17 protein-coding genes are annotated in these 25403 nt (G+C 64.2%); 11 read left to right on the top strand and 6 right to left on the bottom strand.

From position 1 onward, the window contains the following. Positions 1 to 163: 163 nt before the first annotated feature. The 5 genes from KTQ36_RS00080 (at position 164) to KTQ36_RS00065 (ending at position 5661) form a co-directional block, all read left to right on the top strand. Positions 164 to 685: a PAS domain-containing protein gene (locus tag KTQ36_RS00080; RefSeq protein WP_218631766.1), complete on the top strand. Its 522-nt coding sequence runs from the start codon at positions 164 to 166 to the stop codon at positions 683 to 685. Between the two features lie 76 nt (positions 686 to 761). Further along, the gene (locus tag KTQ36_RS11245) at positions 762 to 1499 is read left to right on the top strand and encodes a chemotaxis protein CheB (protein WP_255553893.1); all 738 of its coding nucleotides are present in this window, start codon (positions 762 to 764) and stop codon (positions 1497 to 1499) included. Further along, on the top strand, positions 1500 to 4193 hold the full coding sequence (locus KTQ36_RS00075; RefSeq protein ID WP_345777641.1) for a CheR family methyltransferase: 2694 nt from the start codon (positions 1500 to 1502) through the stop codon (positions 4191 to 4193). A 20-nt stretch (positions 4194 to 4213) separates the two neighbouring features. Then, on the top strand, positions 4214 to 4549 hold the full coding sequence (locus KTQ36_RS00070) for a response regulator (RefSeq protein ID WP_218631765.1): 336 nt from the start codon (positions 4214 to 4216) through the stop codon (positions 4547 to 4549). Between the two features lie 74 nt (positions 4550 to 4623). Further along, positions 4624 to 5661: a serine hydrolase domain-containing protein gene (locus KTQ36_RS00065; protein ID WP_218631764.1), complete on the top strand. Its 1038-nt coding sequence runs from the start codon at positions 4624 to 4626 to the stop codon at positions 5659 to 5661. Here the strand turns inward: KTQ36_RS00065 and KTQ36_RS00060 are convergent. From KTQ36_RS00060 to KTQ36_RS00045, 4 genes are read right to left on the bottom strand one after another with little or no spacing between them, the layout of a single operon-like run. Further along, entirely contained in the window at positions 5658 to 7076 is a 1419-nt protein-coding gene (locus KTQ36_RS00060) for an efflux transporter outer membrane subunit (protein WP_218631763.1), read from the bottom strand. The two genes, KTQ36_RS00065 and KTQ36_RS00060, sit on opposite strands and share 4 nt — an antisense overlap. Then, positions 7073 to 8056 carry an efflux RND transporter periplasmic adaptor subunit gene (locus KTQ36_RS00055; RefSeq protein WP_218631762.1) on the bottom strand — a complete coding sequence of 328 codons (984 nt, stop codon included), beginning with the start codon at positions 8054 to 8056 and terminating at the stop codon, positions 7073 to 7075. Before KTQ36_RS00055 ends, KTQ36_RS00060 begins: the two co-directional genes overlap by 4 nt. A 1-nt stretch (position 8057) precedes the next feature. Continuing rightward, entirely contained in the window at positions 8058 to 8789 is a 732-nt protein-coding gene (locus KTQ36_RS00050; RefSeq protein WP_218631761.1) for an ABC transporter ATP-binding protein, read from the bottom strand. Continuing rightward, positions 8786 to 9922, bottom strand: coding sequence for an ABC transporter permease (locus KTQ36_RS00045; protein ID WP_218631760.1), 1137 nt, complete (start codon positions 9920 to 9922; stop codon positions 8786 to 8788). The genes KTQ36_RS00050 and KTQ36_RS00045 overlap by 4 nt, the downstream gene beginning before the upstream one ends. 80 nt (positions 9923 to 10002) lie before the next feature. Here KTQ36_RS00045 and KTQ36_RS00040 point away from each other — a divergent pair, with 80 nt between their 5' ends. The 4 genes from KTQ36_RS00040 (at position 10003) to KTQ36_RS00025 (ending at position 17019) form a co-directional block, all read left to right on the top strand. Continuing rightward, a complete protein-coding gene (locus KTQ36_RS00040) occupies positions 10003 to 10638 on the top strand; it encodes a TetR/AcrR family transcriptional regulator (protein ID WP_218631759.1) in 636 nt (211 codons plus the stop codon). Next, positions 10635 to 12086 (top strand): glycerol kinase GlpK, encoded by a 1452-nt coding sequence (gene glpK, locus KTQ36_RS00035; protein ID WP_218631758.1) that lies wholly within the window; start codon positions 10635 to 10637, stop codon positions 12084 to 12086. Before KTQ36_RS00040 ends, glpK begins: the two co-directional genes overlap by 4 nt. Positions 12087 to 12178: 92 nt before the next feature. Continuing rightward, entirely contained in the window at positions 12179 to 15313 is a 3135-nt protein-coding gene (locus KTQ36_RS00030; protein WP_218631757.1) for a glycosyltransferase family protein, read from the top strand. Positions 15314 to 15369: 56 nt separating this feature from the next. Further along, positions 15370 to 17019 (top strand): sulfotransferase family 2 domain-containing protein, encoded by a 1650-nt coding sequence (locus KTQ36_RS00025; protein ID WP_218631756.1) that lies wholly within the window; start codon positions 15370 to 15372, stop codon positions 17017 to 17019. A gap of 91 nt (positions 17020 to 17110) precedes the next feature. On the opposite strand, the gene KTQ36_RS00020 is transcribed toward KTQ36_RS00025, so the two are convergent. Beyond that, the gene (locus KTQ36_RS00020) at positions 17111 to 17626 is read right to left on the bottom strand and encodes a winged helix-turn-helix domain-containing protein (RefSeq protein ID WP_255554593.1); all 516 of its coding nucleotides are present in this window, start codon (positions 17624 to 17626) and stop codon (positions 17111 to 17113) included. Between the two features lie 164 nt (positions 17627 to 17790). Between KTQ36_RS00020 and KTQ36_RS00015 the strand changes: the two genes are divergently transcribed. Beyond that, entirely contained in the window at positions 17791 to 19233 is a 1443-nt protein-coding gene (locus KTQ36_RS00015) for a serine hydrolase domain-containing protein (protein WP_218631755.1), read from the top strand. Between the two features lie 16 nt (positions 19234 to 19249). Here the strand turns inward: KTQ36_RS00015 and KTQ36_RS00010 are convergent, their stop codons facing one another. Then, positions 19250 to 21544 (bottom strand): bifunctional salicylyl-CoA 5-hydroxylase/oxidoreductase, encoded by a 2295-nt coding sequence (locus tag KTQ36_RS00010; RefSeq protein ID WP_218631754.1) that lies wholly within the window; start codon positions 21542 to 21544, stop codon positions 19250 to 19252. A gap of 626 nt (positions 21545 to 22170) precedes the next feature. Here KTQ36_RS00010 and KTQ36_RS00005 point away from each other — a divergent pair. Continuing rightward, a partial coding sequence (locus tag KTQ36_RS00005) for a DUF5801 repeats-in-toxin domain-containing protein (RefSeq protein ID WP_255553892.1) occupies positions 22171 to 25403 on the top strand: 3233 nt, incomplete at its 3' end.

Genomic DNA, 25403 nt, shown 5'->3' with positions numbered 1-25403 from the left:
GCGCACGGCGGTGGAAGGCAGGATTCGTAGTGCCAAGCGGGAACAGGGCTATCCTACTCTCGTTCCTTGCTCCATGTGGTGACGAGTAAGCTTTTGTTGCGTCTGCCGAGATTCCGGATCGAGGATTGCGTTGACGGACTTGCCAAAGGGCGTTTCCGATTATGTGCAGGGCGCGAACGTCGCCCTGACCCTCGCGCGCGTTGACGACCCGCGAGCGCGCATCGTCGAGACGAATGAACGGTTCGTGGCCCTGACGGGCTATGCGCGCGACAACGTTGTCGGTCGCAACTGTCGGTTCATGCAAAACCATCTCACGCGCCAGCCGGGCGTGATGAGGTTGCGCGAATTCATGGCCGATCCGCAGCGGCCGCGCATTCGCGTCCAACTGATCAACTTCCGCGCGAATGGCGACCCGTTCGTCAACCTGGTGACGCTGACCCGGCTCAAGGGGCCGGGTGGCACGCCACGATATATTCTTGGCTCGCAGTTCGACATCACACGCGCGGCACCCGAAGAATTGCTCGAACACGACGAACGGGGCGACCGGATGCGCGTGGACATGAGCGGGAGCGGGCATCGCGAGATGATCGTCGGCTCTTATCAGTCGATGGCGGAAGCCGCGGCGTCGATCGCGCAGGGCCGGCTTTTGATTGACGAAGCGGACCGTGCCGGCATGCTGCAGTAGAGGCCGCGGATGCGCAGGACTTCACAATCTCGATGCGCAGCCGTACCAAACTTCCTTTCGCGGACGGGAGTCAGGTATGTCCGAAGGTAAATCGGCGGAGGAATCCGGTCCCCTGCCGATCGTGGGTATCGGCGCGTCGGCCGGCGGGCTGGAAGCGCTTCGGGAGATGCTCGGCGCGCCCAATGGGCCGACCGGAATGGCCTTCGTCGTCATCCAGCATCTCGACCCCGATCACGAAAGCCTGATGGCGCAGCTCCTGTCGCGCGAAACGTCCATGACCGTCAGCCAGGTGCGCGGCGGAGAGACGCCCGAGCCCGACCATGTCTATGTCATCCCGCCCGGCCACGGCCTCGCCATCGAGGATGGCAGTTTGATCCTGAAGGAATTCGAGCGGCCCCGTGGACTGCGCAGACCGATCGACGATTTTTTCGAATCGCTTTCGGAGGAAGCCGGTGACAGGGCTGCCTGCGTCGTGCTGTCGGGCACCGGCGCCGACGGTGCGGTCGGTTTGCGCGCAATCAAGGAACATGGCGGGATCGCGCTTGCGCAGGAGCCGACCAGTGCGCGCTATGACGGCATGCCGCTTGCCGCGGTGGGCACGGGCCTCGTCGATTTCGTCAAGGAACCCAGCGGGCTGATCGACACGATCGGCGATTATTTTCGCCGCAAGCGGGACGAGAGCGCAGCCGATGGCTCGTCCACCGTCGCTAGTCACATCGACATGCTTTGCTCGACTGTTCACGAACTCATCGGGCACGATTTCTCGGGCTACAAACGCTCCACGCTGGAGCGTCGCATCGAACGCCGCATGTAGGTGCTCGATATCGTCAAGGCCGAGGATTATCTCGCCCGCATCCGCGCCGACGTCGATGAATGCGAGGCGCTGTTCCGTGACCTCCTGATCAACGTCACCCGCTTCTTCCGCGACCGTGAACATTTCGAACTGCTGCGTGAGATCGTGATCGAACCGCTCGTCAGAAAATATGGCGACCAGCCGACCGGCGAGTTGCGGGTCTGGATCCCCGGTTGTTCGAGCGGGGAGGAAGCCTATTCGATCGCCATGATGATCGCCGACGAAGCCGACCGGCAAGAGGTCCGCCCGATCGTCCAGATCTTTGCCACCGACATTGACGACCGCATGCTCAACATCGCGCGTTCCGGTCGTTATCCGCCCGCGGCGCTCGCCGACATGCCCGATAACATGCGCGAGAAATTTACCGTCGTCGCCGGTGAGTCCGTGGCGGTGTCTCCAAGGATCATGGAAATGGTGCGCTTCTCGCACCACAGCCTGATCAAGGACGCGCCCTTTTCGAAACTCGACTTCGTCAGCTGCCGCAATCTGCTTATCTATTTTGGCGAGCGCCTGCAGCAGCTCGTCATCCCGCTCCTCCATTACTCGATCGTCGAGGGCGGTTATCTATTCCTCGGCCCCTCGGAGACGATCGGGCGGTTCGACAACCTGTTCGAACCCGTCGACCAGAAAGCGCGTATCTTCCGCCGCCTCGAGGGCCGCGGCAACTATCCGGTCGAGCTGCACAGTTCGGCGCCGCCGCGAGGACGGTTCCAGCGTGCGCAGGCGCGCCTGCGCGAAGCCACGCCCAAGGGCGAAGCCGACATTGCGGTCAAACGCCTCCTCGAGCGTTATTCGCCCGCCGCGATGGTCGTCGACATGCATGGCGACATGGAAGCGAGCTACGGTCGTCTCAGCCGCTATTTCGAATTCCCCGGCATTCAGGCCGGCCCGTCGAGCGCCGCCTCGCTGGCGCGGCCGGGCTTGCGCGAGATCCTCTTGCCTCTCATCCGGCAGTCGCAGTCCGAACGCAGCCGCGTGGTCGCGCGCGACGTCGAGGTCGTGTCCGATTTCGGCAAGCAGGCGATCAACGTCATCGCCGACCCGCTCCCCGACGGGCAGGTGCTGCTGGTCTTCCGAGACGTGGCCCCGTTCCGCCCCGGCGAGGATGACGAACTCACCGACATGGGGCCGAGCGATGGCCAGGTGCAGATCCTCGAGGATGAATTGCGCATCGCGCGCCATCGCCTCCGCACGACGGTCGAGGAGCTCGAGACGGTCAACGAGGAACTGAAGAGCTCCAACGAAGAAATGATGTCGATGAACGAGGAGCTCCAGTCGACCAACGAGGAGCTGACCACGGTCAACGACGAGTTGAAGTCCAAGGTCGACCAGCTCACCGTCGCCAATGCCGATCTCAAGAATTTCTTCGACAGCACCCAGCTCGCCGTGGTGGTCCTCGATGCCGACCTGAAGATCCGCAGCTATACCGAGGCGGCCGAGAATCTCTTCCCATTCCAGGACGGCGATCGCGGGCGTGGGCTCGATGAAATGACCGCCAATTTCTCGGGCAAGAAATATCTCGAAGACGCGCGTGCGGTCATCGCCGGCCATCCCGCGATCGAACGCCAGGTCACGACCCCCGATGGAGATATCTATCTCCTGCGCGTCATGCCCTACCGCGCGATGGACGGGAATGTCGAAGGCGCGACGCTCGTCTTCACCGACATCACCGCCGCCAAGGAACTCGCGCGCGAACTGGCGCAGGAACGCGAACGGCTCGGGCTTGCACTGGAAGTCGCGGGCATCGGTGTGTGGGAATATTTCGTCGAGGAAGACCGCGTCCATCTCGACCATCATTCGGAGCGGCTTCTCTACGCGCATGGCGAAGACGAATATGCCGTGAGCGAGATCATCCAGCGGATCCACCCGGAAGATCGCGGCGAGGTCGAAGCGTCGCTGCGCCGCGCGATCGCCGGCGAATCCGACTATGACATGACCTATCGCATCATGAGCGATGACGGCGACACGCGCACGCTGCGCGGCATGGGCCGTATGGTCGAGGGCAGCGATCCCAAGGCGATGATCGGCGTGCTCTTCGACATCACCCGCGACGTCGAGGCGCTTGCCATGCGCGAACTGATGCTGCGCGAGATGAACCACCGCGTGAAAAACCTGTTCGCGATCATCGGCGGGCTGGTTGGCCTCGCCGCACGCGAAACCGACAAGGCGGACGAACTCGCGACCACCCTGCGCGACCGCATCGCCGCGCTGGGGCGCGCGCATTCGCTCACGAACGACCATGGCGAAGACCGCCCGGGGACGCTGCACGCGCTCATTTCCGCGACGCTCGAGCCCTATGCCGACCACCCCAAGTTGACCATCGACGGCCCCGAGATCGCGGTCGAAACCGCCGCGCTCTCCAGCCTCGCTTTGATCCTCCACGAAAGCGCGACCAACTCGGTCAAATATGGCGCGCTGGGCGACCGCAACGGCTCGCTTTCGATCCAGTGGGCCGAAAATGACGACGCTGGCGTCACCGTCACATGGCACGAGAAAGTGACCGAGCGCCGGAACCGCGCCGAGGCCGAAGGGTTTGGTTCGACATTGGTCGCGGCATCCGCGCGTCAGATCGGCGCGACACTCGACCAGCAGAGTGACGAAGGGGCCTATACATTAACGCTCTCGATTCCGCCCGGCAGCCGGAGGCAGGACTGAACGGCCGCAAGCGCGTCCTCGTGGTCGAGGACGAATATATCATCGCGCTCGATATCGCCCACACGCTCGAGGATGCCGGCTGCGACATTATCGGCCCGTGCGAGGACGTCGCCTGCGCGCTCGAGACGATCAAGGCCAACCGCCCCGACTGCGCGGTCCTCGACGTCCAGCTCAACGACGAGACGGTCCACCCGGTCGCGCATTGCCTGACCGAGATGAAGGTCCCGATCATCTTCCATTCGGGCCACGCGCTCCCCGAAGAGCTCACTGCCGAATTCCCGACCGCCTCCTTCTGTTCCAAGCCCTGCGCGCCGCAGCGGCTTGTGCGCACGGTCGAAGACGCCACCGGCGAGTAGCCCCCCGTTGATCGATTGACCCTTGCCCGCTTTTGCCGGGCCATGTTGTGTTCGTGCGCAAGGGAGACTTGCGCATGAACATCACCATTCTCGCCGCGCTGGCGATGACGACCGACATCGAGACCCGCCTCACCGCCGGCCGCGACGCCGCACTGCAGTGCGAAAGCGCCATCGCCATCGCGATGATCACGCCCGAGGGTCGCGCGCAGCTTTCCAACGGCAAGGCGATCAGCGCCGCCACCCCGCTGCGCACCGCGTCGGCCACCAAGACCGTCACCGCCGCCGCCGCGCTGCGGCTGGTCGAGCAGGGCAGGCTCGACCTCGACGCGCCCATCGCCGACCGGCTCGATCCCGCGCTCACCGACATTCTCGAAGGCGACGGCTACGACCCCGGCGCGATGACCTTGCGCCAGCTACTGAGCCACAGCGCCGGGCTCTACAGCCATGCCGAGGACCCGCGCTACGCCCCCGCCGTCTTCGCCGACCCCGACCATCGCTGGACCGTCCACGAACAGGTCGCGTTGATGGCAGACTATGGCGATCCGGTCGGCGCGCCGGGCGAGAAATTCGAATATAGCGACACGGGATACGTGCTGGTCGGCAACATGATCGAGCGCGCGACGCGCCTTCCGCTTGCCGCTGCCGTCCGCGACCTGCTCGACCTTGACGATCTCAGGCTTCGCGAAAGCTGGTGGGACGTGTTCGAAGCGGATCGTGCCAGGCGCGGGCGCCAGCATGTCGGGGGCGAGGACGTGACCGACGTCCATGGCTCGGCCGACGCCTTTGGAGGCGGCGGACTGGTCATGTCGATGCGCGATCTCGCGACGCTGTTCCGCGCGATCAACGAAGGCCGTCTATTCGAGAACGCAGAGACGCTGGAGGCGATGCGCTGGCAGGGCGAGCATGAAAATGCCGACCGCTACCGGCTCGGCCTGTTCGCCAACACTAATCCCGACGGCAACACCAGCTGGTCGCATTCGGGCTTCTGGGGCGTGCTCGCGCTGCACCAGCCGCACACGGGGCTGACCATCGCGGGCGCAACCGACGAGCAGAGCGATTTCCGCTGCCTCGTCGGCGCCATGCGCGCCGCCTCGCACGCGACGACCGACTAGTCGAGCGCACTGCCGCCGAGCGCCTGCCACAGCAGGAGCCGCGCCCGCTGCGCACGGCCCAACGCCGCTGCTGCCTCGGCATTGCCGGCATCGGCCAGCCGCTGCGCCTCGAGCGCCTGCGACAGGTTGGCGAGCCCCGCGTCGAGCCGCATGCGGGTGAGCCGCGCGGCGCGGCTGGCGCTGGCGGCCTGGCGCGCGGCGGCGTCCGCCTCGCGGTCGGCGGCTTCGATCAGCAAATAGGCGCTTTCCGTCTCGCCCAGCGCGGTGAACACGGTCCCGCGATATTGCTGGAAGGCGATCTGCGTCTCGGCTTCGGCGCGGTCGATCTCTGCATCGATGCGTCCGAAATCGAGCAGCGGTCCGGCGATGCCCGCCGCAAGGCTGCCGACGATGCTGTCGGCGTCGAACAGGTCGCCGATCGCGAAGGCGAGCAAGCCGATGCCCGCGCTCAACGACAATTTGGGGAAGCGCGCGGCGGCGGCCGCCAACACCTCGGCATCGGCGGCGGCAAGTTGCGCGGCGCTCGCCGCCACGTCGGGGCGCGCGACAAGCAGCGTCGAGGGCAGGGCGGCAGGCGCTTCGGGCAGGTCCGCATCGAGCGATCCCGCCCCGAACGCAGCGATCACCTCGGGCGCAGGCAGCGCCGTCAGCGCGATCAGCCGTCCGAGCAATAGCGCGCGCTGGCTTTCGAGTGCGGCCAGTCGCGCCTCGCTCGCCGCGGCCTGCGCGGCGGCACGCTCGCTGTCGATCCCGGGCGCAAGCCCAGCCTCTTCGCGCACCAGCGCCAGTCGCTCCAGCTCACGCGCCGAGGAAGCGTCGGCGGCCAGCGCCTTGGCCTGTGCATCGAGCGTGCGCCAGTCGATCACCGCCGACCCGATCTCGCCGACCAGCGCGAGGCGTACGGCGGCAGCCTGCGCGGTTGCAGCGTCGAGCCGGAATCCCGCGGCGCGTTCGCTCGCCTTGAGCTGCCCGAACAGGTCGGCGTCCCAGCGCGCGGTCAGGTTGGCGGCATAGCTGGTCCGCTCGGTGTCGATCTCGACCCCGGGCGGCAGGCTCGCGCCGAACTGGTCGGGGTTGGTGCGCGTTGCGCTGACCCCCGCATCATAGCCCACGCTCGGCAGCCGCTCGGCGCGCGCTCGGGCCGCGCCTGCGCGAGCCGCCTCGATCCGCGCGATCGCGGCGAGCAGGTCTGGACCTTCCGCCAGTGTGCGCGCGGCCAAGGCATCGAACGCCGGATCTTCGGGGAGCAACGCCTGCAACTGTGCTTCGGCGACCTCCGCATCGGCTGCCGCGGGCGCCAGCGCGAAGCGGTCGGGCAATTGCACCATGTCGGGCGTGGGCGACGGTGCCGGGCTCCCCGCGCAGGCGGCGAGCGCCAGCGCGGCGGCGCCGGTCAGGAGGAAGCGCGCGGTCATTGGGCGGCCGCCTCCTTGGCGGGAATGAAGGCATCGACCTGTTGCCCGACGCGAAAACCGGCGTCTGCGGGCAGTGCGTAGATCAGTTGCATGACGCGCACGTCGACGCGTTCGGCGGCCGAATTGGTCAGGCTCTGCTTGGGCACGACCAGCGGCTCGATCCGCACGAAGCGCGCCTCGACGCGCGTATCGGCACCGCCGCGCGGGCTGACGATGGCGGGCTCGCCTTCGGCTACGCGCAGCGCCTCGTCCTCGTCGACGTCGATGCGCACGTGGAGCGGGTTGGTCTGCCCCATGCGGATATAGGGCCCGCCGCCACCGGGGCCGGCATTGACCAATTCGCCCGGGCGAATGTCGACGCGCAATATCTCGCCGCTGATCGGCGCGCGCACCGTCGCGCGGCCCAGCTCGGTGCGGGCCGAGGAGAGCTGTGCGCGGACCGATGCCAGCTCGGCTTCGGCCAGGCGGCGGCGAGCAGTGGCGCTCGTCGCATCACCTTCGGCACGGATGACTTCGGCGCGGCTGACCGCGGCCGGGTCGTCGATCGAGCGGTAGAGATCGAGCTGGCGCGCGGCGGTGGCGCGCGCGGCATCGGCCTCGGCGATCGCGGCCTGTGCCCGCCGCGCTGCGGCCTCGAGCTCGGCGACGCGCGAGCGCAGGCTGCGCGTGTCAACGCGGAAGAGCGGGTCGCCCTTGGTCACGACGCTGCCCGGCGTCACCAGCACCGCCTCGACCAGTCCCGACAGCGCCGTGCCCACCTCGATCGTCTCGCTCGACGGTTCGACGATCCCCGCGCCGGCGACGCGCGGCTTGCCGGCAAATTCGCCATTGGCGCGCGCGGGCGTCTCGGTCGCTTCGGCCATCGAGCGGTCGGGCGACTGGACGACGATGAAGTAGATCGCCATCGCCACCCCGATCATTGCGATCACGGGCAGGATGTGGCGGGTCAGGCTCAGGCGGCTGAAGAGGCTGCGGGCCATGTTAATGCTCTCCAAATTCGGATGCCGGCACTTCGGTGCCGTCATGGGTAATCCGGCCGTCCTCGAGCACGAGGATACGGTCGGCGAGATCGAAAACGCGATTGTCGTGGGTGACGATGATGCAGGCGCGGTCTTCGGCGACCGCCACCTCGCGCAGCAGGTCCATCACGCGCCGCCCCGAACTGGCGTCGAGTGCCGCGGTCGGTTCGTCGCACACGACCAGCTTGGGCTCGTGGACCAGCGCGCGGGCGATGGCGACGCGCTGCTGCTGTCCGCCCGACAATTGCCTGGGCAGCTTGTCGGCCTGGTCGGCGATGTTGAGCTTCTCGAGCATCGCGACCGCCCGCGCGCGCGCCTCCAGCCGGTCCATGCCCTGCGCGACTAGCGGGACCGCGGCGTTGGACGCCGCATCGATGGTCGGGATGAGGTTATACTGCTGGAAGATGAAGCCGATATTGTTGAGGCGAAAGTCGACCAGCGCGCGGTCGGACAGGTCGTAAATGTCGGTATCGAACACTTCGACGCTGCCTTCGGTCGGCCACAGGATGCCGCACATGATCGAGATCAGCGTCGTTTTGCCCGACCCGCTCTCGCCCACGACATAGGTCAGCTCGCCTTTGCGGATGTGGACGTCGATCCCGTGCAGCACGCGGATCACCTGCTGGCCCGCCTGGAAATCGCGGACGATGCCGCGCGCGCTGATCGCCGCGCCATTGCTGGGGTTCGCGCTCATCGAAACACCGCCGCGGGTTCGGTCTTAAGCACGCCGCGCAGCGCGATCCAGCCGGTGGCGCTGATGATCACCGCGACCGAGACGAGGCTGAGCAGCGGGATCTGCCACGGCGTGTAGAAGCCCTTGAAGGTCGGGTCGCCCGCAAACGCCTCGATGAACAGCGTCGCGCCGAGCAGGCCGAGCCCGTAGCCGATCAGCCCGACCATGCCGGCCTGCGCCGCGACCATCGCGCGAATCTTGCCGTTATGGACCCCGATCGCCTTCAGCGCGCCGAATTGCTTGATATTGTCGCGAATGAAGAGGCTGAAGGTCAGCCCGACGATCGCGATTCCGACCACGAAGCCGAGCGCCACGGTGATCCCGAAGTTCAGTGGGATGCCGGTATTCTCGATGATGAAGTCGATCCCGTCCTGCGCGAACTGGTCGCGGGTGCGGGCGCGGAGCCCCGTCTGCTCCTCGATCCGGTCGGCGAGCGCCTGCACATCCTCGCTCTCGTTCGCCTTGACCAGGATGAAGGACAGACGGTTGCGCTGGCCCGGCACGTAGCCGAGCGCATTCGAGTAGCGCGTGGTGAGCGTCACCTGGCTGGTGAAGGTGGGGATGTTGTCGGTCACCCCGCGGATCACTGCGCGGCGGTCGTTGAGCTCCAGCCGCGTGCCGAGAAACTCCTCGCCGGGCGGGAACAGGCGGGTCGCGCCGACATCGTCGATGAACACCGTGTCGGGCGCTGCCAGCATCGACCGGTCGCCCTCCAGCATGTTCTGCGGCATCCCGATCAGCGTCGTGTCGTCGACCCCGATTACCGTCACGCCTTCCAGGTCGCCTTCGGGGGTGCGGATCGTCGCGCCCGCGCGCAGGTGCGGGACCGCCCACTTCACGCCCGGCACCCCGCGCACGCGATCGAGTGCGGTCGAGGGCATGGGGTAGGCGACGTCGGGGGTGCGGCTGACCTTGTCCATCACCCAGATATCGTTCGTCTTGATGTCGTAGACCGCGCTCGCCCCGCGCTCGAGCAGGTTGACGAAAATGGTCAGCTGCTGGGTGATGAGCAGCGTCGAGAAGGCGATCCCGAACACGAGTCCGAAGAATTTCTGCGTGTCGCCGGTCAGCATGCGGATTGCGATCCAGATCATCTCGGGCGGGCTTCCTTGCCTTTCGGGCGACTCGGGTCCATTATTGAACGCGAGCGTTTAATTGAACGGAGCCGTTCACTTTGTCAAACCCCCTTTCCAGCAAACCGACGCAGCGTCCGTCGAGCGAGGCCAAGCGCGAGGCGATCATCCACGCCGCCGCGCAAGCCTTCTTCGACGTCGGCTACGAAGCCGCCTCGATCGAGGCGATCGCCGCCGATGCCGGGGTGTCGAAGGTGACGGTCTACAATCATTTCGGCGGCAAGCCCGCTTTGTTCAGCGCGGCGGTCGAGCATGAATGTTCGCGCATGTCGGGCGCCATGCAGATCGCCCCCGACGGCGAAGGTCGCCCGATCCGCGAACGGCTCACCCTGCTCGGCGAGGCGTTCCACCATTTCGTCTCGCGCCCGGAAATCATGCGTTTCGATCGACGTATCGCCGCCGAGTCCGATCGCGACCCGACCATCGGCGACACTTTCATGAACGCCGGCCCGCGCCCGATGTGCATCCACATGGCGGGCATGATCCAGGCGGCGGTCGATGCAGGCGAGCTGGAGGTCGAGGACACGATGCTCGCGGCCGAGCAATTCGTGTCGATGGTCAAGGGCTTCGGCGAAATGGAGCGCCGCTTTTGCGGCAGGATCGACCCCGACCGCGACCAGGACCGGATCGAGGGCGCGGTCGAGGTGTTCCTGCGCGCCTACGGGACCGGAAAATGATCCTCGTCCTTGACGAAGGCACCAGCTCGACGCGAGCGCTGCTGTTCGACGGGACGGGACAGATACACGGCATCGCGCAGCGGGAGATCGAGAACCGCTACCCGCAGCCCGGCTGGGTCGAACAGGACGCGAGCGAGATTTGGGAAGCGACCTTCGCGGTCGCGCAGGAGATGGTCGCGAAAGCGGGCGGCGCCGAGGTTATCGACGGCATCGGCATCACCAACCAGCGCGAGACGGTCGTGGCCTGGGACCCCGAAACCGGCGAACCGCTGGCGCCGGCAATCGTCTGGCAGGACCGGCGCACCGCCGACGCTTGCGCGGCCCTATGCAAGGCGGGGCACGAAGCCGAAGTGCAGGCCCGCACCGGGCTGCTGCTCGACCCCTATTTCAGCGCGACGAAGATGCGCTGGCTGATCGACAATGTGCCCAAGGTGGCGAACTGCCGGCAGCTTGCGTTCGGGACGATCGATAGCTGGCTACTGTTCAAGCTGACCGGCCGACACGTCACCGATGCCAGCAACGCTTCGCGCACCTTGCTGATGGACCTCGAACAGGTGCGTTGGGACGAAGGGCTGTGCGACTTGTTCGGCATTCTTCCCCGCTTCCTGCCCGAAATCGTACCGATGTGCGGGGACTTGGGAGAGACGACGCTGTTTGGGGCGTCCATCCCGGTGACCGGGTCGGTGGGCGACCAGCAGGCGGCGACGATCGGGCAGGGTTGCCTGATGCCGGGCGCGACCAAGGCGACTTTCGGGACCGGATTGTTCGCGCTCGCTTCGACTGGACAGGAGAGACCGTCTTCCCAGCACCGCCTGCTGTCGACCCTGCTGCTCGATGACGGCAAGCACCGGCTGTTCGCGCTCGAAGGTTCGGTGTTCGTGGCGGGAAGTCTCGTCCAATGGCTGCGCGACATGGCGGGGCTGGTCAACACCGCCGATGAGACCGAAGCGCTCGCGAGATCCGTGAGCGACAATGGCGGGGTGACGATTATTCCCGCCTTCACCGGGCTGGGGGCGCCGCACTGGCGACCGGACGTGACCGGATCGGTCCATGGCCTGACCTTTGGCGTCACCCGTGCGCATCTCGTCCGCGCAGCACTCGAGGCGGTGACCATGTCGTGCCGAGACCTGGCAGAGGCGTTCTCCGCCGACGGCGCGGCGTGGGAGTCGCTGCGGGTCGACGGGGGCATGATCGCAAACGACTGGCTGGCGCAGGATCTTGCCGACATGCTGGGCCTGACAGTCGAGCGCCCCTCCAATGTCGAGAGCACCGCACGCGGCGCAGCCATGCTTGCCGCAGCGGGCGCGGGCCTGTTCGAAGGGATCGGTGAGGCCGTCGCGGCGATGCTGCCGGTATTTGTAAGTTTCGAGCCGGCTGGCGATCGCAAAGCGCGCACCGGGCGGATATCGCAGTGGGAGAATGTGTTGGGGCGGGCGCTCGCTCCCTAGGCGCGGCTTGTCATATGTGCTGTAGACAAAATGTCCCTGACGGCTAACAAGCCAGTCATCCAGCATCTCCTCCGTTCAGGACAGTTACCCTCATGGCGTGGTTCACGCAGGCCAATAAAGAAGAGCAGAAATTGCAGTGGCAGCTCGGGCCGAGCTGCGACGCCGACCTTGCTTCGACGAACGCAGAAGAACTGGTCGGCCGGGTTCGCGTCGAGGACGGCGGTTCCTGCTACATCACGCTAGGCGTGCCGCCGATATCCTATGCGTCGATTTCTAGCGAGAATGGCATCCCGGTCTCGACCGAGGAAATGCACATCCTCGAGCTGGAGGCGGAGGCCGACGAGGATGTCCAGCATTCGCTTCTGGTGCTGGAATATGATGCGGCGGGCAAACGAACCGGCACGGTCAGGTGGCGCCGTCGCGGACCTCTCCTCTACCGGCCGGGCGCCGATGTCGCGCGGATCGTCATCGCCCTGCGGACCAATGGCGATGGTGAGCTTCGGATCGAAAAACTGAGTTGGCAGCGCCAGCGCGAGGTTTTCTCGCGCGGCCTGGCGAAGCTCAAGCACCAGCCCGACTTGGAGCTTCCGGCCAGCAACGGGCGGCCCATTTTCCTGTCGCTGCGCCAGCCCTCCGAGCCGTTCACGATCTGGCCGACCGGCTCGATCCGCATTGCGACTTTCGGAATGAAGCCGGGACGCTACACGGTCGACCTCGTCCATTCGGACCCCACGCTTGCAAAGCACAGCGATGCGCTCACCGCGCATTTCGAGTTCGATGAACCGCTCGACGAGCGGATCGAGGAGCGCGTGCTTGGCTATGACCGCCTTGGTTCCGATCTTCGCTCATCCCTTCCGGTCGTGTCGCGAGGCCGCGGTCGCTATCGCAACGCGGTACACTTCACGGTCGTGGACGAACAGGACTGGGCAGTGCTCGAGATCGGCTCGTCGCTCGACCGCTGGATCAATGTCGATCGGGCCTCGATCACCAATTTCGTGCCGGCGGCAGTCATTACGCCCGAGGAGTCGTTTGCCTATCGCGTCAACGAATTCGTCGCGGAACTCGAAAATCCCGAGCGTACCAATTCGGTCGTCTACGCGGACATCAACGTGAATGCGGTGGACGGCTCGTCAGTATGGTTGTCGTCGGTCCTTTCGATGCTGACTGCAAAGGGGCGATGCATTCTTGTTTCGCGCCTCAACGTCGAAAGCGACATCGTCCTCAGCAACGTGCGCAACCGCGATCGCCTGACGGTGGTCGGACCGGGCGCGGTGCGCAATCGAGGCGCTTTCTCGATCCGCGAGGCGGTCGCCGTCATCCGATGCCTCGACGACCGGCTGCCGGCGCTCCGGAACGTCATCGTGCGCGGGTGCGCAGTGGCCGAAGAGCTGTTCGCCACGCGCCAGCTACGCGACCGCGGATTTGCCTATCTCACGGATTTTTACGAAGTCGGCGAAGACGGCATCGACTATCCGGAAGAGAAGCTGTCGGCCGTGCGCATCGCGGCGACGCATGCTGCCAAGCTGCTGGTGCAAAATCGCGAAGTGTCCAACGCGCTCGTCGAGCTGGCGGGGCGCGAGGTCGACACCTTCCTGCTGCCGCCTTCGATCCCGCCGATCCGGCTCACCAAGCCCAAGGATCGCAAGCGCGACGAAGGACCGATCCGGATCGGCTATGCCGGCAAGATCAACCCGCTGTGGGGGATCCTCGAACTGCTCGACTGGACAGAGACGATGCGGGCCGAAGGGCTCGATGTCGAACTGACCATCGTCTCGAACAAATTCTCCAACAAATCGGGCGGCGTGCACATCCATGGACTGCGCGGCGAGATCATGGAACGGCTCGAGGCACTCGACGCGACCTTCCACGACGGCCTCAACCGGCGCGAGTCGATGGCGACCATGAACAAGATGGATTTCGTCTGGTGCTGGCGCCCGGCGACACTTGAGGAGAATACGCTCGAACTGTCGACCAAACTTATCGAGATGGTGGCGCAGGGCGCGCGGTGCATTTGCTATCCCAATGCCATCAACCGCAACGTGCTCGGCGACGACTATGCCTTCTACGCGAAGGATTACGAGGACGTTGCGCAAATCGTCGCGACCTTTATGCCGCGCCCGGTCGAACGGGCAAAACTGGTCAAGGACACCTACAGCCAGAAGACGATCGGCAAACGGCTGGTCAGCGAGGGAATCAACACCCCCAAGGACAGGTCCAAGCCCAGGTTGCTCGTGTCGGGCCATGGGCTGAAATTCGTTGAGCCCTATGTGTCGCATCTCAAGGCAAGCGGCCATCACGTGAAGGTCGATCGTTGGGACTGGGGGCGCCCGGCCGACCTCGAGCGCACCGAAGCGGACGCCGAGTGGGCGGACACGATTTTCTGCGAATGGGGGCTCGCCAATGCGGTGTGGCATTCTCAGAATGTGCGCTACGACCAGCGGCTGTTCGTGCGCTGCCATGCGCAGGAAATTCGCGACAAGGCACGCCGCTTCGCGTCCCGCATCGATGCCGATAAGGTCGAGAAGTTCATCTTCGTGTCGGATCGCATTCGGTGCCGGGCCATGGAGCTCTATGGGTGGCCCGAAGAGAAGACCGTGCTCGTGCCCAACTTCCTGCTCGACGACGAATATATCTTCTCGCCGCCATCGAAGACCGACACTGTTCGACTCGGGCTTGTCGGGATGGTGCCGCAGAGCAAGCGCTTCGACCGGGCGCTCGACGTGCTTGCCGAGTTGGGTCGGCGCAAGGTCGATGCGGAATTGCACATCAAGGGACATCGGCCCGATGAGCTCGACTTCATGCATGCGCCGGGTCGCGCCGAAGAACTCAAGCATTTCCTGATCGAATATCATCGACTGAAGACCGACCCGCTGATCAAGGACAAGGTGATCTTTGACGGATGGGGCAACGACGTCGCGCAATGGTATGGGACAGTCGATCACATCCTCTCGCCAAGCGACCATGAATCGTTTCACTACGCTCTGGCCGACGGAGTCCTGGCCGGATGCCAGCCCCTCGTCTGGCCTTGGGAAGATGCCGACCAGGTCTATCCGCCCGACTGGGTGGTGAGCGATGCCGATGACGCGGCAAGCCGGATCATCGCTTTTCGCAACCTCGACCAGGATGAGCGCATCGCGCAGCTGCAAAGCAACCGCGCGGAGATGGTCGAGCGCTATGGCCACGATAAGATCTTTGCGCATCTGAACGAAATTTTGGGGTTGGCCTAGCGCCCGGACAGTAGGCGTTCTAACGCACCACAAAAGGGATCATATTGAGCGACTCTATGCCGAAAGAAGACCAGGACCAGGCGCGATCAGGGCTGTTCTCCCGGATCGCCGAAATCAAGCCGATCGGCGATTTTTACGATCACACTTACATCTCGCTTCGCAACAAATATCTTTTTCATACAGTCGGGAAGGCCGCCAACTCGACCGTGAAGCACGTCTTCTACACGATCGACCTTGCGGGGCGCCGCGCGCGCATGCCTTCGGTCCACGACCGCGCTGCGTCGCCGCTGCTTTCGCCATTCCAGCTTGGCGAGACGATGATGCAGGATGTGCTCGACGATCCTCAGTTCACGCGCTTCACATTCGTGCGAGATCCTTATTCGCGGCTCTTGTCCTGCTATCTTGATCGCATCGCCGACAAGAAGTCGCGCCCGCATGCGCAGTTTGTCCGCGCGATGGGCAAGCCCGTCGGCTACGCACCCTCGTTCGAGGAGTTTATCGAGACGGTCTGCGCGCAGCCGCCCGCCGAGCAGAATAATCACTGGCGGGTCCAGTGCGTGGACGCGCTGGTCGGCGTCATCCCTTACGACTTTATCGGCAAGCAGGAGAGTTTCGACGCCGATATGGACAAGCTGGTGACAAAGATCACCGGTAAGCCGCAGGAAAAGGTGGCCGAGGACGTCAACGCGTCGCCGTCCAAGACCGGGTCGACGTCGCGGCTGGCAGAGTTCTTCAACAAGCGGACCGTCGAGTTGGTCCAAGAGGCCTATGCGCGAGACTTTGACGAGCTGGGCTACGCGCGCGAGCCCGAATGGCTGACCGCGACGGCAGCGCCCAAAGCGGCGCCTGCTAAACCCGCCAAGCCGCCGGTGCGTCGTTCAATTCGCCTGAAGGAATTTGGCGCGAACGTCAGCCGGACAGTCTCGCCGACGCCGCCATACCTGCAGCAGACCAACGGGACGATCGAACAGGACGACTATCTGATCGAGACCGATGCCGACGGCTTCCTGATCGCGCCCGAATATCGCGAGCGGCAGGGCGATCGCATCTATGTGCTGGGCGACAGCTTCGTCGAATGCTCGTTCATCCAGCAGGGCAAGCGCATTTGCGACGTGATGAATGCACGGATGGCTGACGGGGTTGCCTATAATGGCGGCTATTCGGGCAGCACGACGCTAAACATCTATAATGGACTGCTGAACCGGGTCCTCCCGCACGACCCCAAGCACGTCATCTTTGTCCTGCCGTCGAACGACGTGCTCGCGCTGATCGAGAAAGGCGGCTTCTGGAATTTCGGCAACAAGCGCTACTCGCCGCTCGTCCCGATCGATGACCGCGACTATGGCACCGACGATTTCGACGAGAATGCGAAGGCTCTCGCCCCGCTGCTCGCGCTCATGTGCGAGACGGCGCGGCGGTTCGGTTTCAAGCTGACGCTGGCGACGATGCCGTTCATCGGCACCGACTATGACAAGGAAAACTGGTTCCGCATCCGGCATCGCACGGTCGAGAAATATGAGGGGCTGGCGGACAAGCGCCGCAAGCTCAACGAGGTCGTGCGCCAGGTTGCGGCCGAGCAGGGCGTATCGCTGCTGGACCTCGAAAGCGCGCTTCCCAACGACCTCTATTATGACGACGTGCACGTGAATGCGCGCGGCGCAGAGGTGGTGGCGGAGCGTCTTCTCGCAGAGATCGGCAAGTCGTAATCGAGCCCAAGACTCGACATCCTGTTAACTTTGCGTTAAATCGCGACTCGGTGAGACAAAAGGGTGGCGGGCCGGAGGGCTCCCGCCCTTTTTAGTTGTCCGCCACCGGCCGGAACTCTTGTTCGCACTGTTCGGGGTCACCCTCGCACCGGACCGTCCGTCTTTCGGGCGGAGCGTTGGGTTCGATCGGTTGGGTGATTTCCTCGAAGACGGTTACCGGCTTGGGGCCGAAGAACGCCCAGCCCAGAGCCGCAATGACAAGTGCCATCACGAAACCCGCGACGAAGGCCAACTGGACCACCCGAGCCGAATAACGCGGTGACGGCCTTGCGGCCGCCGGCGGCGTGCGACCCGCTTCCAGCACGGGGACTGCCTCGACCATGAGCCGATAGCCCTTACGCGGTTCGGTCCGGATGAGGCTGCGGTCGCCCAGATATTGGCGCAGTCGCGAGACCGCCTGCGTCAGCGCCTCGTCGCTCCCCTCGTCGCCCCACACCTCGTCAAGCAATTCCTCGCGCCCCAGCGTCTCGCCGGGTCTGTCGAGCAGATGGTCGAGGAGGCCAGCAATGCGCGGCTCGAGCCTTTGCTCGCGCCCGCCGAGCGTCAGTGTTCGTTCGGCCGGAACGTAAAGGGCGTCGCCGATTCGAACGGTGCGGTGCGCGGGAAGTGACGACAGGTTTCAAATCCTTTCGACAGGCTGACCTCAGGACCGGAGAGGCGATGGTGGCGCAACCTAGCCTCGTCTGTCACCCCATGAGGAGGAGTTTTTCGATGAAGAGCAAGTTTCAATCCTGGCTGACGATCGGTGCGGCACTGACGATGCTGCCCGTTGGAGCCTGCGCGCAGGAGAATATGGCAGGGCAGGTCGTCTCGATCGCCAACGCAGAGGCGGCGCTTGCCCCGCGCTTGGCTGAATACGAGGCCCGGGGCGCCTCCGGGTTTGTCGCGATTGCCCGTGATGGCGAGATATCGTTCCTGTCCTTCGGCAAGGCCGATGCAGCCAGCGGTCGTGGATACACGCCCGACACCCAGTTCGATATCGGGTCGGTGACCAAGCCGCTGACCGGGCTGGTCGCGTCGCAGCTGATGGTCGAGGGCGTATTGGATCCCCAGTCGACGCTCGCCGACCACTTCGACAATGTCCCGGCCGACAAATCGAACATCACGGTGGAGCAGCTTTTGACCCACACTGCCGGCTTCTCCGGAGCACATGGCCACGACCTCAAGCCGATGGATCGCGACGCCATGCTGGCCGACGTATTCGGGACGGAGCTGCTCTCCGAACCCGGCGCAACCTATCGCTATTCCAACACGGGGTTTTCGCTGGTCGCGGCCATCATCGAGCAGTTGACCGGCGAGCCATTCGAGACCGTCGCGCTGCGGATGTTCGAAGGTATCGGCATGAACTCGACTGGCTATTGGGCCGCTTATGAAGAGGAGCGCGCCGACGCAGATCCGGAGCGCGGCCCCGTGTCACAGGCAAGCTGGGGCGGGCTTCGCCCCGTCAGCTGGGCGCTCACCGGCAACGGGGGGATGGTGTCGAGCGCCAGCGACCTGTTGACGCTGGGGCAGGCGCTGCTGGCTGGAGATCTCCCGGAACAGGTCGCCAGCGCGTGGAAGACCAAGCGAGTCTCCGAAGGAATGGACGGCTTCTATTATGGCTACGGGCTTGCCGTCCGGGAGTCGCCCAAGCTTGGTGAGATTTACTGGCATAATGGCGGCAATCCGGCCTTCCGTACCGAATGGTGGAACATCGCCGACAGCAACACGAGCATCGTCGTCCATTTGAATGACGGTGACGCGATGATCGACGACGTGCTTGTGGCGACGCTCGAATCGTTGACCGGGCTCGACCTGGGCCGGTCGGAGGGCGACGATGAGGCGCTCGACTTCGGCCCCGCTCCCGACAATGAAAAGGGCCGTATCGCCGCGCATATGGTCGAGGCGATCCTCGTCGATGACCGCGCACGATGGGAAGCCTTCGTGAGGCAAGCCGTGCATCCGCAATTGGTCTCCGAAATGCCGATGGATGCGCATCTCCAGGTGTTCGGCCAGCTGCGTGAGGAAGTCTCGGGCGGAACGCCCGCAGGCTATGCGGAGACCGAACGCGGCATCTGGATGGCCTTCGACAAGGGCGACGTGCAGGTTCGCGTGAAGGTCGAATTCGAAGACACGGGCCACGGGCCGCGGATCGTCGGCGTGATGTCGAAATAGCCGGTGTTGGCGGGCGTCAGGCCTTCAGGTCGCCCGCCATCATCTTTTCGCGTTCGAGCAGGCGTGCCAGCTGGACGAGGCCGCCTTCATATTGGGGCGGGCACCATTGCTCGCGATATTGCTGGTCGGCCGCCGCGCGCAACGTCCAGTGCGGGTCGATCAGGTGGGGGCGCCCGAGGGCCACGAGATCTGCGCGGCCCGCCATCAGGATCGCGTTGGCCTGGTCATGTTCGGCGATGTTGCCGACCGCCATCGTCGTCATGCCGCCCTCGTTGCGGATCTTGTCGGAGAAAGGAGTCTGGAACATGCGGCCATAGACGGGTCGCGCGTCGGCCCAGGTCTGCCCTGCCGACACGTCGATCAGGTCGGCGCCGGCATCGCTGAAGGCCTTGGCGATCTCGACCGCCTCGTCGGGGGTCACGCCTTCATCGCCTGCCCAGTCGTTGGCCGAAATGCGTACGCTCATCGGCTTGTCGTCATGCCACGCCTCGCGCATCGCCGCGAAGACCTCGAGCGGATAGCGAAGACGATTCGCAAGGCTGCCACCATAGTCGTCGGTGCGCTTGTTCTGGAGCGGCGTGATGAAGCTGGAAAGCAGGTAGCCGTGGGCGCAATGCAGTTCGACCATGTCGAACCCTGCCTCGATCGCGCGGCGGGTGGCGGCGACGAACTGGTCGCGCACCTCGTCCATATCCGCGCGGGTCATCGGCGTGGGGTGCTGGTTGCGCGGCGACCAGGGCACGTCGCTCGCGGCAATCAGTGGCCAGTTGCCGGCCTTGAGCGGCGCGTCCATTTCTTCCCATCCGAGCTGGGTCGATCCCTTGGCGCCCGAATGGCCGAGCTGGAGGCAGAATTTGGCGGGCGTTCGGTCGTGGATAAAGTCGGCGATGCGCCTGAAGGCGGCGGCCTGTTCCTCGTTCCATAGCCCCGTACACCCCGGCGTGATCCGGCCTCTCTCGGAGACGCAGGTCATCTCGGTGAAGACGAGCCCGGCGCCGCCATGCGCGCGCTCGCCATAGTGCATCAGGTGAAAGTCGTTGGGCACGCCGTCAATTGCCGAATAGGTCGCCATCGGACTGACGACGATGCGGTTGGCCAGCTTCATATCGCGCAGCTGGAGCGGCGCGAACATCGGCGGCGCTGCTTTCTCGATCCCGCTCGCCTTTTTCCAGAACTGCTTTTCGATCTCGCCCAGCCAATCGGGATCGCGAACGCGCAGATTGGCGTGGCTGATACGCTGTGAGCGGGTCATCAGCGAATAAGCGAACTGCCACGGCTCGAAGTCGAGATAGCGGTCGAGCGTCTCGAACCACTCGGTCGAGTTGCGCGCACTATTCTGCAGCTTGAGCACCTCGAGCGCGCGTTCGTCCTGATATTCTTCCAGCGCCTGCTCGTAGGACAGACCCTCGCGCGTCAGCACCTCGGCGAGCTTGATCGCGTCTTCGAGCGCAAGCTTGGTCCCCGATCCGATCGAGAAATGCGCGGTGTGCGCGGCATCGCCGATCAGGATCGTATTGCCCTTCGCCCAAGTGTCGCACGTGATGCGGCGGAACTTGAGCCATTGTGCCGAGCCGCGCAGGTGGGTTGCATTCGTGACCAGCGCATGGCCGTCGAGATACTTCGCGAAGATCTTTTCGCACAGCGCGATGGCGTCTGCCTGCGACATGTCGGGTAGCCCGAGCTTCTCGAACGTTTCTTCCGACATCTCGACGATGAAGGTCGAACCATCATCGGCGAAGCGGTAGGCGTGGGCCCAGACCCAGCCCGCCCCAGTCTTCTCGAAGATGAAGGTGAAGGCGTCGAAGACCTTCGCCGTGCCCAGCCACACGAAGCGATTGGCGCGTTCGTCGACATGCTCGCCGAAGCCCTGCGGGTCCGCCGCGCGCACGCGCGAATTGATGCCGTCGGCGGCGATGACGAGGCCGTAGTCGTCGGCCAGCGCGTCGGGATCGACTTCTGTCTCGTAATGGATGTTCGCGCCCAGTTCGGTGGCGCGATCGGCCAGTATCTCGAGCAGGCGCTTGCGTCCGATGCCGATGAAGCCATGGCCCGAACTAGTTTCGACATGGCCGCCCAGATGCACGTCGATATCGTCCCAATGCGCGAATTCGTGCTCGATGACCCTGGCCGAAACAGGATCGTTTTCCTGAAGGTTTCCAAGAGTCTGGTCGGAGAAGACGACGCCCCACCCGAACGTCACGCCCTCGGCGTTGCGCTCGAAGATGTCGATCGTCGCATCGGGCGCTCGCAGCAGCAGAGAGATGGCGAAGTAGAGGCCCGCCGGGCCACCACCGATACAGGCGATTTTCAAGTCTGTGCTCCCGTGGTCATCGGCGGCCAAGCTAGCCGATTGACCGCCCCGCGCAATGGGCCTGCCGACTCGGAGCCTATGATCGGCGACTCGACGGGTTGTGAGCGCTCATGCGACCATTTGTTTCGTTTCGGGACGGAAGCGGTGCATTTTTTCGGGGGCTGGCTTCAAAGTCGAAAGGCGTAGCTAGGACCCCAGGAACATAGAAGATATCGTGTTGAATTTCGGTTAACCACTTTCGTTTAGATCACACGGTCATCGCGCGTGGAGAATAAGTCTGCATAGCTGAACTAATTCTTAGATAGTGTTGTGTGATCTACGACTGCCGTACATCGAAAAGACTAATGTTGATCATAATCATTAAAATACTAATGAGTACAAATATTTGAAAGTTAACGGATTAACTTCAGAATTGCATCAGCTACCTCTGTTTGATTGTCGACACTCCATTAGGCGCCAACTTGCTTTTTCCCAAATTCATGTGCTTTCTGACTTCGCAAACGCGGGGTGAGCGCGGGGGCATTAACTCTTTTGATTCAACGCCCGACTCATCCTGTCTGTGTCAGTAGTGCCGCGGCTCCGGCCCGGTGCGACCAAGCAAAGGGTGGGAAATGCGAAACGAAGACATGAGCAACTTGAACGCCAACAGCGACGTCCAGGACAGCGAAGAAACCATCGCCAATAACCAGGATGCGGCGCGTGAGCCGGTGACGATCCGTCCCGGCGCGATCCGCGTCGAACCGGATGCCAACGGCCTCGTCGTACTACCCGCGGAGGTTGCCCTCGGCGACATCGCGGTGGTCGGCACCGACCTGGTCATCGAGCTTCCCGACGGCACCCAGTGGGTGATCGTCGACGGCGCCGTCTTCGTGCCGCAGCTGGTCATTGGCGATGTCGAGGTTCCCCCCACCAACCTCGCTGCACTGCTGATCGGTGAAGAGCCCGAACCTGCTGCCGGCCAGACCCAGTCGTCGGGCGGCAACTTCTCTGTTGCCGTGCCGGACCTCGGTCCGCCGCAGCCGCTTGGCGATCTTCTGCCCCCGACCGCGCTCGACTATTCGCCGCCCGAGCCCGAATTGCTCGGCCAGTTCATCGAGGAAGATGAGCCGGACAACGTTCCCGAAATCGAAATCGAGAGCGAAAACAATCCGACCGGCGCGCAGAATGCCACCGCCGACGTCGACGAGTCTGGCCTGCCCGCACGCGGGGACGAACCCGCCGGCTCGGACGAGGCTTCGGATGGCGAATGCACCGAAGGCACCTTCGTCTACTTCTCGCCCGACAGCCCGAACGTGGTTGCGATCGATGGTCTCGTCGTCAACGGTGTCGTGATCTCGCAGGTCGGGCAGATCATCCAGGGCCAGTACGGCACCCTGACGATCACCGCGATCCGCGATGGCGAAATCGACTTCCTTTACAAGCTTACAGACAATACGTCGGGCGATGACACGCAGGACGTGTTTCAGGTAACCGTCACCGATGAAGATGGCGACACGGCCACGGCCGACCTGACGATCAACATCAATGACGACGTCCCAGTCGCCCGCGACGACGCCGACTATATCGCGCCTGGCGGCATGGCTGCCGACGGCAATGTCATGACCGGTTCGGGCACGACCACCGGTTCCTCGGGCGAAGATACCGAAGGTGCCGATGGCGCCTCGGTCGTTTCGGCCAGCGGCGACGGCGGCGACGGCACGATGGTCAACGGCGCGATTGTCGTTGTCGGCCAGTATGGCACGCTTACGCTGAACCCGGACGGCAGCTACACCTATGCCCGCGATCCGCTTTCGCCCGGCGGCGTCGAAGACGTGTTCGAGTACACGATCGAAGACGGTGACGGCGACCAGTCGAGCGCGACGCTGACGATTGTCATCGACGATCTGGGCGACGACATCACGATCGTCCCCGATCCCAATGGCGGCACGGTCGTCGACGAAGGCGGTCTCCCGCCGCGCGGCGACGAGCCCGCCGGTTCGGGCGAAGTCGCCGACGGCGACCCCAACAATAATAGCGATACTGGCGAAACAGTCGTCGGCACCATCACCTGGGTCGATGGCGACGGCGAAAATGTCGTTCGCATCAATGATGTCATCGTAACCGGCCCCGGCCAGGTCATCGACATCGATGGCGGAACGCTGGTCATTATCAGCTACGATCCCGTCGCCAATATTATTGAATATGAAATTACACTCGATGATAATACGTCGGGCGACAATACGTCGATCAGCTTCGAAGTCAGCATCACCGATGCCGACGGCGACGTTGCCACTGACACGGTAACGATCGACATCATCGATGACGAACCCGAGGCCAATAACGACAGCGACACGGTTGCGGCGGGCACCTATGGTCCGGAGACCGGCAACGTCATGACCGGCGAAGGCACCAATGAAGGTGCCGGCGGTGCAGGCGCGGACGTCGAGGGGGCCGATGGCGCATCGGTCACCATGATCGAAGGTGCCGGTGGTTCGAGCATGGTCGATGCAGATGGCGAAAGCGTCGCCGGGCAGTACGGCGTGCTGACGATCGATTCCGAAGGAAACTACTCCTACGTCCGTAACGACGGGACGCCGGGCGGCGTCGATGACGTTTTCACCTATACGCTGACCGACGGCGACGGTGACAGCGTCACTGCGACGCTGACCATCTCGATCGAGAATAGCGATGTGATCGTCGGCGATAACGCGATGGTTCGCGTCGATGACGACGCGCTTCCGGGTGGCAATCCGGGCGGTGTCGGCGACGACCCCGATGGCGCCAACCTTGCCGGAACGCTTTCGGGCGCCGGTGCTGACCAGCCGATCGGATTCGAATTCTCGACCGCGGGCGCGCCTGCGGGCTTCACCTTTGTCGCCAGCGGTGACGATATCCTGATCCAGCAGGGTGGCGTGACGGTCATAACCGTGACGCTCGACGCAGCGACGGGCGGCTATACGGTCACCCAGAATGCGGCGATCGACCATGCTGCAGGCGGTGATGAAAACAACGTCGTCTTCAATATCGGCTACACCGTGACCGATGTCGATGGCGACACTGCCAATGGCACGCTGACGATCAATGCCGACGACGACACGCCGACCATCGGTCGTACGCAGGTTGCCGTTCCCGACCTTTCGGTCGACGAAACCGACCTCGCCGCCGACGACAGCGCCAGCTTTGCGGGCCTGTTCACGATCAGCGAAGGTGCCGATGGCGGTTCGACCGCCTGGAGCCTGACACTCTCGTCGCAGGGCGTGGACAGCGGCCTGGTCGATACCGCGACCGGTCAGTCGGTCCTGCTCTACAATGACGGCGCAGGCACGATCGAAGGTCGCACCAGCGGCTCGGATGAAGTCGTGTTCGTCGTCAGCGTCGACGGCATGGGCAACGTCTCGCTCGACCAGCAGCGTGCGGTCGTCCACCCGGACAACCCCAACAATTACGACGAAACGGTCGACGTCGATGGCGGCGCCATCTCGCTGACCGTGACCGTCACGGACGGCGACGGCGACGTTGCTACCCAGTCGGTCGACATTGGCGGCTCGCTCAACTTCGACGATGACGGCCCCTCGGTAAGCCTCAACCAATTCAGCGCGCCGGCACTGGCGGTCGACGAGAGCGATCTCGCCACCGACGACGATGGCAATGCTTACGCCGGTGCCTTTACGTTGGATCCCGGCGCGGACGGGCAGCAGTCGCTGGTCTATTCGCTCGTTATCACCGAGGGCGCCGACAGCGGCCTGACCGACACGGCAACAGGCGAAGGCATCTATCTCTACTATGACGGCACCGATGTAGTTGGTCTCGTCGGCTCGGGCGGCATGGCCGATCCGGCAGGCGCGGTTGCCTTCCGCGTTGAGGTTGACGGCTCCGGCAA

Origin of the sequence: Sphingomicrobium clamense, from assembly GCF_019264355.1 — a bacterium.
GTDB lineage: Bacteria > Pseudomonadota > Alphaproteobacteria > Sphingomonadales > Sphingomonadaceae > Sphingomicrobium > Sphingomicrobium clamense.
Note: the sequence above shows the minus strand (reverse complement) of the source record. Positions and strands in the feature narration are given on the sequence as shown.